The organism is Parvibaculum sp., from assembly GCF_035325945.1.
Lineage (GTDB): Bacteria > Pseudomonadota > Alphaproteobacteria > Parvibaculales > Parvibaculaceae > Parvibaculum.
Genome location: NZ_DAOKYX010000008.1, coordinates 23,162 through 30,693, shown reverse-complemented (window position 1 = coordinate 30,693; position 7,532 = coordinate 23,162). Strand labels below are relative to the sequence as shown.

The window sequence follows — 7,532 nt, the reverse complement described above, 5'->3', positions numbered from 1 at the left end:
TTGGCTTCTGAGAGGCGGTCTGACGCCGTGATGCCGGGCTAGTCCCGGCATCCATCTTCTTCGCGATCATCGCTGTTGAGCGCGGGCGGCCAAGGTGGTGATATGGCGCAACGCCATGCCGCGCCGGACATCCGCCCCATGAAGATCGTTTCCACACCCTCCAGAGCGCCCGAAATCGTCGGCGAGATCGCGGCGCTTCTGCGCTCGTATCTGGAGGGCGAAAATCTGGGCGCGAAGCTCAAATTCGACTATGGCGAGGCGGGCGTCGTCTTCATCGACGGGCGGCGGATGCCCAACAAGGTGCACACGCGCGACGAGCCGGCCGATTGCACGGTGAAGCTCGATCCCTTTCTTCATCTGCGCATGCTGCGCCAGGAGGTCGATCAGGTCACGGCCTTCCGGCAGGGAAAGATGCGCATTTCCGGCGATGTCGGCATCGCGGTGCGGCTCGGGCCCATCGTGCTCAGAAAGAGCGGCCGGACGAATTGAGCGCGCCCATCGTTTTCACCACGCACAATCCGATGCCCCCTGGCGGCCATGCGCGCTGGCTCGAGGCGAGCGATGGCGTGCGGCTGCGCGCCATCCTCTGGGAGCCGCGCGCGGCGGGCCTTGGCGCCTGCCGGGGCACGGTGTTCCTTTTCGGTGGGCGCACGGAGTTTGCCGAGAAATATTTCGAGGTGGCCGGCGAGCTCATCGGCCGGGGCTTTGCCGTCGCCACGCTCGACTGGCGGGGACAGGGGCTTTCCGACCGGCTGCTTGCCGATCCGCGCAAGGGGCATGTCGACGATTTCATGAGTTTCGGCCACGATCTCGCGGTCTTCATGGCCGAGGTCGCGCCCGCATTTCCGAAACCATGGATCGCGCTTGCCCATTCGATGGGCGGAAACATTCTGCTGCGCGCCGCGCATGATCGACCGGACTGGTTTTCGGGGCTCGCGCTTTCGGCGCCCATGCTGGGCTTGCGATTTTCGGGCGCGGCGGCGGGCGCGCTGACGCGGGCGATCGCTATTTGCGGCGCGGCCGCAGGGCTTGGCGCGCGTTACGTTCCCGGCGGTAACGCGAAGGCGGCCGACGAGGTCGCTTTCGCGCGCAACATTCTCACCCATGACGAGCGGCGCTATGCGGCTTATCAGGCCATGATCCGCGCCGACGGGCGGCTCGGCCTCGGCTCGGCGACGCTCGGCTGGCTCGCCGCCGCCTTTCGCAGCATGGATGTGACGGCGGCGCCCGCCTATCTCGGCGAGATCGAAACGCCGGTCCTGATCGCGCTGGCGGCGGAAGACGCACTGATCGACAGCCGGTCGCTTCGTGCCGCCGCATCCGGCCTGCCCGATGCCCGGCTCGCCGAGATTGCTGGCGCGCGGCACGAAATCCTGATCGAGCGCGACGATTTGCGGGCGCAGTTCTGGGCGGCCTTCGACGGTTTCGCCGGGCGGATCGCGCCTTTGTGACCCGTTGCGATGCCTGACAGGACGCGCGCGGCGGCGTAGGATCGCCCCACAGGGAAACTCACCTCCAAGGAGGACAGCATGTTCAGTCTGCGCAAGAAGATCGAGATGCCCGCGCCTGAAGAGGCGCTTCCGGGCCGCGATGCGCCGCTGAGGACGGCGGAACGGCACTTCGTCAACGGTGCGCCGCTCAAAGGGCCTTATCCTGAAGGCAGCGAGAAGGCGATGTTCGGCCTCGGCTGCTTCTGGGGCGCGGAGCGGAAATTCTGGCAGGTGCCCGGCGTTCTCGTGACCGCGTCGGGCTATGCGGCGGGCTACACGCCGAACCCGACCTATGAGGAAGTCTGCACGGGGCGGACGGGCCACAACGAGGTCGTCCTCGTCGTTTACGATCCGAAGAAAGTCTCCTACGAGGCGTTGCTCAAGACCTTCTGGGAGAGCCACGACCCGACGCAAGGCATGCGTCAGGGCAACGATATCGGCACGCAATATCGATCCGGCATCTATGTCTTCGGCGAGGCGCAGCGCAAGGCGGCCGAAGCCTCGAAGGCGGCCTTCGAGCGCGCCCTTGCCGCGCAGGGCTATGGCGCCATCACCACCGAAATTCTCGACGCGCCGGAATTCTATTTCGCCGAGGATTATCACCAGCAATATCTCGCCAAGAACCCCAATGGCTATTGCGGCCTTGGCGGCACGGGCGTTTCGTGCCCCATCGGAACGGGCATCGCGGCGGACTAGATTTTCAGCGGGTAATGCAGAAAAGGCCGCCCGGACGGGCGGCCTTTCCAGTTTCGTTCGTGTGCCGAGCGATCAGACGTTGGCCATCGCTTCCTTGCGCGCGTCCGCCTGGTCGCGCATCGCGGCGCGCATGGCCTTTTGCAGCTTCTCGAAGGCGCGCACCTCGATCTGGCGCACGCGCTCGCGGCTGATGCCATATTCCTGGCTCAGATCCTCGAGCGTCGCGGGCTCGTCCTTCAGGCGACGCTCGGTCAGGATGTGCATTTCGCGCTCGTTCAGCGTCTGCATGGCCTCGGCCAGCATTTCCTGACGCACGCTCAGCTCCTGCCGCTCGCCGAGCGAGGTTTCCTGATCGGCCGTTTCGTCGACCAGCCAGTCCTGCCATTCGCCGCCTTCCGAATCCTGGCGCAGCGGCGCATTGAGCGAGTTGTCCGGGCCCGAGAGGCGCCGGTTCATGGAGATGACCTCGGCTTCCGTGACGCCCAGACGATCGGCGATCTGGGTCACCTGATCCGGGTGCAGATCGCCATCCTCGATCGCCTGAATCTGGCCCTTCACCTTGCGCAGGTTGAAGAAGAGCTTCTTCTGCGCCGCGGTCGTGCCCATCTTCACCAGCGACCAGGAGCGCAGGATGTATTCCTGGATCGAGGCGCGGATCCACCACATGGCATAGGTCGCGAGACGGAAGCCCTTCTCCGGATCGAAGCGCTTGACCGCCTGCATGAGGCCGACATTGCCTTCGGAAATCACTTCGCCGATGGGAAGGCCATAGCCGCGATAGCCCATGGCGATCTTCGCCACGAGACGCAAATGGCTCGTCACCATCTTGTGGGCCGCTTCGGCGTCCTCATGCTCGCGCCAGCGTTTGGCGAGCATGTACTCCTCCTGCGGCTCGAGCATCGGAAACTTGCGGATCTCCTGCAGATAGCGGGAGAGAGACGCTTCCGGGCTTGGCGCTGGCATGAGCTTGGACATGTGCATACCCCTCGATAACGGAATGGATACGTACGGCGGAAGAATTCAGATCCGTCGGTTCGCCGTTGCTTCCAGGCGGCCCCCTGAGGCCGGTGCCCGGTCCGCGAATTCCAGAGCGGGCCGGTCGGATATCTGCGTCCTATATAGGCGCGGATTCAGGCCAAAAAAGGACCGCCATGGATAGACATTATACCAATTCCAAACTATGTATCAAGTCATTAATGTCGCTAGGTAAAGATGCGTCGAATCTGAGTCTTTTTCCGGTCGTCGGATGTTCGAATCCGAGGTGATGGGCGTGAAGCGCCTGACGGCCGAGCTTTTCGAGCGCGGCCCTGGCCTCGGGCGGGAGCTTCGATTTTCGCGTCTTCTGGGCGCCGCCATAGGTCGGATCGCCGAGCAGGGGGTGGCCGATCGAGGTCATGTGAACGCGGATCTGGTGCGTCCGGCCGGTTTCGAGGCGGCACTCGACGAGGGACACGAGGCCGTCGCCGTAAACCTCCTTCACCTGATAATGCGTGATCGCCTCGCGTCCCGCCTTGTGCGCCGTCGCCATCTTGGCGCGGTTGCGCGGGGAGCGGGCGATATTGGCCTCGATGGTTCCCCGCCTTGGCTGGGGCACGCCCCAGACGAGCGCGGTATAGGCGCGGGTGAGCTTCCCGTCCCGCCCATGCGCGGCGAATTGCGCGGCGAGCGCCTGATGGGCGCGGTCGTTCTTCGCCACGACCATGAGGCCCGACGTGTCCTTGTCGAGGCGGTGGACGATGCCGGGCCGCTTCTCGCCGCCAATGCCTGAAAGGCTGTCGCCGCAATGAGCGATGAGCGCGTTCACGAGCGTCATGTCGGGATTGCCGGCGGCCGGGTGGACGACGAGGCCCGCGGGCTTCATGACGACGATGAGATCGTCGTCCTCGTAAACGATGTCGAGCGGAATGGCCTGGGCCTCGGGCGCGGCCGCGACGGCGGCCGGCACGGTGACGATGAAGCGCTCGCCCGGCTTCACGCGATAGGACGCATCGGCCAAGGGGCGCGCGCCCGCAGCCGTGTCGATCGCCACATGGCCGCCATCGATCAGCGCCTTCAGCCGCGCGCGAGAGAGGGCTTCAGCCTTGTCGGCGAGCGCTTCCGTGAGATACTTGTCGAGACGCGCGCCGCCTGCTTCCGGCGGCACGGTCACGGCATGGCGTTGGCTGGCCAAAACTTTCGCCCATTCTGTCGAGTGAGGACTAAATGTCTGAGAATACCGCCACGCCCGCTTCCGTGGAACGGCCAAAGCCGCCTCTTTCCAATGGCGTCAAGGCGGCCATCATGCTGCTCGTCACCATGGGGCTCATTCTGGTGGCGGGGATTATCTTTGTGGCCGTGGTGGTGATGAAGCGTGCCTCCCAGCCCGCGGCCACGGAGCCGAGGGTGGGGATCGGCGGGCGCTTCGGCGTCAGCGACATTCATGTTGCGCCCGGCGAGAGCGTGAAGAGCCTCGTCATGGCGGACGACAGGATCGCCATTCACACGGTGACGACGAAGCAGGGCGCGGCCGCGCAGGAAGAGATCATCATCGTCAGCACCCGGACCGGTGTCGAGCTTGGGCGGATTCGCCTGCGGCCCCTCAGCGACTTCGCGGAGAATCAGGGCCGATGACGGCGGGGCTCGCCGCGCTGACGATCGGCCGGGCCTCTTACAACCGAATCGTGGCGCACGCGCTCAAATGCTTTCCGGAAGAATGCTGCGGCGTGCTGGTCGGCACCAGACGCGCCGGGCGCGTGCATGTCGCGCATGCCGTGACGGCGGCGAATGTGCTGCCTAAGCGGCTGCGCATGCGGCATTTCGAAATCGATCCGGCCGTTCTCTTCACGCTCCAGCGCGCGCTGAGGGAAGCGCGGCACAAGAGACTGCGCGAGAGGGTCGTGGGCTATTTCCACTCCCATCCGCTCGGGGTCGCGAGCCCTTCGGGCGCGGATCTCGCCGGCGCGCATGAGGTCGGGCTCGTAACGCTCATCGCGGCGCCGGAGCAGCGCACGGGGCGGGTAACGATGCGGGCTTTCCTGCGGCTCGGGGATGGGGCGGCACGCCGCTTCCGGCCATTGCGGCTTCATATCGAAGGCTGACGCGCGGCAAGCGCCACGAGCCAGGCGATCATTTCAATTCTGGGGAGGGGGAGGGTGCCGCCCGCGCCGGGGGGAGGAGGGAGGAGGGCGCGGGCGGCAACTACTGAAAGTCTTCGATCGGGGAGGAGATCGATCAGCCTTTCGTGAGACCTGTATCCGCCTTTCGTGACAAAATGTCAAATCCGAAATGCTGCGTCGCAATAATTTTATATATCGCGCACCAGTGGCGTAATGTTTTGTAAGTCATTGTACTTAAAGGGATAAATGCCTTATTTTTGAAATTCATGAATAGGCACACTCTTTCGCTGCGCCGGTTTGCCGCAGCGCAGGGCAAAAATTTAGGGCGGTTACCCTATAGCGGGGAGGGGATTGCCCTCCCGCCAGGGCGCGGCCGCAGGCGAGCAGGCGCCGGGTACGCGCGGAGGTTTCCGGTTTACCGTCTTTATGCTTGATCGCGGCGCACAACCGTCCTATACGGAGCCCCCGAACTGGTCCCGTCCCCTTCGTCTAGCGGTCCAGGACGTCGCCCTCTCACGGCGAAAACAGGGGTTCGAGTCCCCTAGGGGACGCCATTCGCTGAAATCCGAACATTTCAGTTTGCGCTGCTGCCCGGACGCTTTGGCGGTCAGGGCATCTTCGCGCGCAATTCATCCGTATAGAGACGGTTTTTCCGCCCGTCAGCGATGGGGCGCGACGCCCGCCTCAAGCGCGCGGATGCGCTCGGCAAGGAAGCTCTCATTCGGCAGGGGCGCGTCCTCGTCCTGCTCATCCGCATCCTCATAGGATGCCGCATCCGGCTTCACGCTCTCGCTGAAACTCGCAAGCGATGCCTTGATCGCGTCGAGCTGGCGCATATCGGTGCCGTCTTCAACCTCGACTGGATAGGGCGATAGCGTGGCGGGCTCTTCGGCGGGGTGCGTTGTGCTGCTCGCCTCGGATGCGGCCATGGCGGAATGAAGCCCCGTCGCCTTCGCGGCATGCGCGAAAGCCTCGTTCATTTCGGAGATGAGCCGCGTCGCGCGCTCGCCAAGCTGCCTGAGTTGCGCTTCGACCTGTAGCTGACGATTGATTTCCGCAGTGGCGGCGGTTTCAAGCTCCGCGACGCGCTGCCGCAATCCGCCGATCTCGGTTTGCAGCGCCGCCGCATGGGAGTGGAGCGCGGCCAGTTCTTCGGCCTGACGGCGAGCCTCGCCCTGAGCAGTTTCGTAGTGGCCATGCAGGTCGGCGATCTCGCTTTGCATCGTCTGCGCTTCGGCGCTGGCGGTAGCAAGCCGTTCCTCGAGCTCGGCATTGCGGGCGGCGAGTTCGCTCGCTTCGCCGCGCTTGTCCTCGAGCGCGGCTTCGGCCTCGACAAGGCGCGCGGCCGTCTGCTCCACCTCGTCGAGGTTGAGTTCGCCCCTCATCTTTTCCGTGGTCACGGTGACAGCGCGCCGCCAGGCAAGCTGAACCGCCACGATCGCGAAGAGCGTCGCTGTGAGGAAGCCGAGTGCGATCAGCATCAGGCTTTCGGCCATGGGAACCCCGTCGGGCTGGCGTTGTGGACATCTGGCGGAAGGCGGCTCCGATCAGCCTGCCAGAAATAAATCGGAGCTTCTACCGCTGAAACACGCGGGCCCCTCGTCTCGGTGCTGCGCCTCATGTCAGAAGGGCAACCATTCGCGGTCCTTGGTGTATTTGAGATAGCCGACCGAGGCGCCGAGCCGCAGGCCCACGCCCGAGCGCATGGGAGCCAGAATGATCTTGCCGCGCTGCTGATAATTGATGCCGATGCCGCCGACGAGATAGGCGCTGCCCTCGACGCCGGGAAAGCGCTGGAAGATCGTCTGCCCGTCGGGGAGGTTATAGACGAGCGTGAAAACCTTGACCGCGTTGCCGCCAAAGTCCCAGCCGGCGCTCGGGCCCTGCCAATAGACCTTTTGCTGGCCGCCATTCTTCATGACGAGCGTACCGGACCCGTAACGAAGCCCGAGGACGATGGCGCCGCTCGTTTCCTCGCCCTTGATATAGGCGTTCGGCTCTCCGTATTTCTTGAAGACGCTGTGGACGGCATCCGCCATGCCCTGGGCGGCGCTTCCGAAGAACTGGCCGGCCTCGTTCACGATCTCCTTCTCGCTATAGGTATCGCTCGCATGGCTGCGGACGGCCGGGGCCTGCTGGTTGTATTCGGCGGCGTGGGCTGCCGTGGAGCCGGCTCCGGCGAGGAGGATGAGCAGGCCCGCCGCGACCGTCGCGTGGAGCCCGTGGAGCATTTTCGGTCTGGTTGCCATTT

9 protein-coding genes and 1 tRNA gene are annotated in these 7,532 nt (G+C 64.7%); 6 read left to right on the top strand and 4 right to left on the bottom strand.

Going from position 1 to position 7,532, the window contains the following annotated elements:
• The first annotated feature begins 138 nt into the window (after positions 1–138).
• The 3 genes from PKA57_RS06285 (at position 139) to msrA (ending at position 2,186) form a co-directional block, all read left to right on the top strand.
• Positions 139–489, top strand: a complete 351-nt coding sequence (locus PKA57_RS06285) for an SCP2 sterol-binding domain-containing protein (RefSeq protein WP_324298635.1) — start codon at positions 139–141, stop codon at positions 487–489.
• Entirely contained in the window at positions 486–1,451 is a 966-nt protein-coding gene (locus PKA57_RS06280) for an alpha/beta hydrolase (protein ID WP_324298633.1), read from the top strand. The genes PKA57_RS06285 and PKA57_RS06280 overlap by 4 nt, the downstream gene beginning before the upstream one ends.
• 78 nt (positions 1,452–1,529) lie before the next feature.
• Positions 1,530–2,186: a peptide-methionine (S)-S-oxide reductase MsrA gene (msrA, locus tag PKA57_RS06275; RefSeq protein WP_324298631.1), complete on the top strand. Its 657-nt coding sequence runs from the start codon at positions 1,530–1,532 to the stop codon at positions 2,184–2,186.
• A 72-nt stretch (positions 2,187–2,258) separates the two neighbouring features.
• On the opposite strand, the gene rpoH is transcribed toward msrA, so the two are convergent.
• On the bottom strand, positions 2,259–3,161 hold the full coding sequence (gene rpoH / locus PKA57_RS06270) for an RNA polymerase sigma factor RpoH (RefSeq protein ID WP_324298629.1): 903 nt from the start codon (positions 3,159–3,161) through the stop codon (positions 2,259–2,261).
• A gap of 187 nt (positions 3,162–3,348) precedes the next feature.
• Positions 3,349–4,356 (bottom strand): RluA family pseudouridine synthase, encoded by a 1,008-nt coding sequence (locus PKA57_RS06265; RefSeq protein ID WP_324298627.1) that lies wholly within the window; start codon positions 4,354–4,356, stop codon positions 3,349–3,351.
• Between the two features lie 32 nt (positions 4,357–4,388).
• On the opposite strand from PKA57_RS06265, the gene PKA57_RS06260 reads away from it, so the two are divergent.
• The 3 genes from PKA57_RS06260 to PKA57_RS06250 all read left to right on the top strand — a co-directional run bounded on the left by PKA57_RS06260 (position 4,389) and on the right by PKA57_RS06250 (position 5,835).
• The gene (locus PKA57_RS06260) at positions 4,389–4,796 is read left to right on the top strand and encodes a hypothetical protein (RefSeq protein WP_324298625.1); all 408 of its coding nucleotides are present in this window, start codon (positions 4,389–4,391) and stop codon (positions 4,794–4,796) included.
• Entirely contained in the window at positions 4,793–5,263 is a 471-nt protein-coding gene (locus PKA57_RS06255; RefSeq protein WP_324298623.1) for a M67 family metallopeptidase, read from the top strand. The genes PKA57_RS06260 and PKA57_RS06255 overlap by 4 nt, the downstream gene beginning before the upstream one ends.
• Before the next feature lie 496 nt (positions 5,264–5,759).
• A tRNA-Glu gene (locus tag PKA57_RS06250) sits at positions 5,760–5,835 on the top strand.
• 105 nt (positions 5,836–5,940) lie between these two features.
• On the opposite strand, the gene PKA57_RS06245 is transcribed toward PKA57_RS06250, so the two are convergent.
• Positions 5,941–6,777 (bottom strand): hypothetical protein, encoded by an 837-nt coding sequence (locus PKA57_RS06245; protein ID WP_324298621.1) that lies wholly within the window; start codon positions 6,775–6,777, stop codon positions 5,941–5,943.
• Positions 6,778–6,903: 126 nt separating this feature from the next.
• Entirely contained in the window at positions 6,904–7,530 is a 627-nt protein-coding gene (locus PKA57_RS06240) for a DUF1134 domain-containing protein (RefSeq protein WP_324298619.1), read from the bottom strand.
• Positions 7,531–7,532: the final 2 nt, after the last annotated feature.

Bases quoted from the DNA above. Each gene is read 5' to 3' on its own strand.
- PKA57_RS06240 (WP_324298619.1), bottom strand. From the start codon at position 7,530: ATGGCAACCAGACCGAAAATGCTCCACGGGCTCCACGCGACGGTCGCG.
- PKA57_RS06260 (WP_324298625.1), top strand. From the start codon at position 4,389: ATGTCTGAGAATACCGCCACGCCCGCTTCCGTGGAACGGCCAAAGCCG.
- msrA (WP_324298631.1), top strand. From the start codon at position 1,530: ATGTTCAGTCTGCGCAAGAAGATCGAGATGCCCGCGCCTGAAGAGGCG.
- PKA57_RS06285 (WP_324298635.1), top strand. From the start codon at position 139: ATGAAGATCGTTTCCACACCCTCCAGAGCGCCCGAAATCGTCGGCGAG.
- PKA57_RS06255 (WP_324298623.1), top strand. From the start codon at position 4,793: ATGACGGCGGGGCTCGCCGCGCTGACGATCGGCCGGGCCTCTTACAAC.
- PKA57_RS06245 (WP_324298621.1), bottom strand. From the start codon at position 6,777: ATGGCCGAAAGCCTGATGCTGATCGCACTCGGCTTCCTCACAGCGACG.
- rpoH (WP_324298629.1), bottom strand. From the start codon at position 3,161: ATGTCCAAGCTCATGCCAGCGCCAAGCCCGGAAGCGTCTCTCTCCCGC.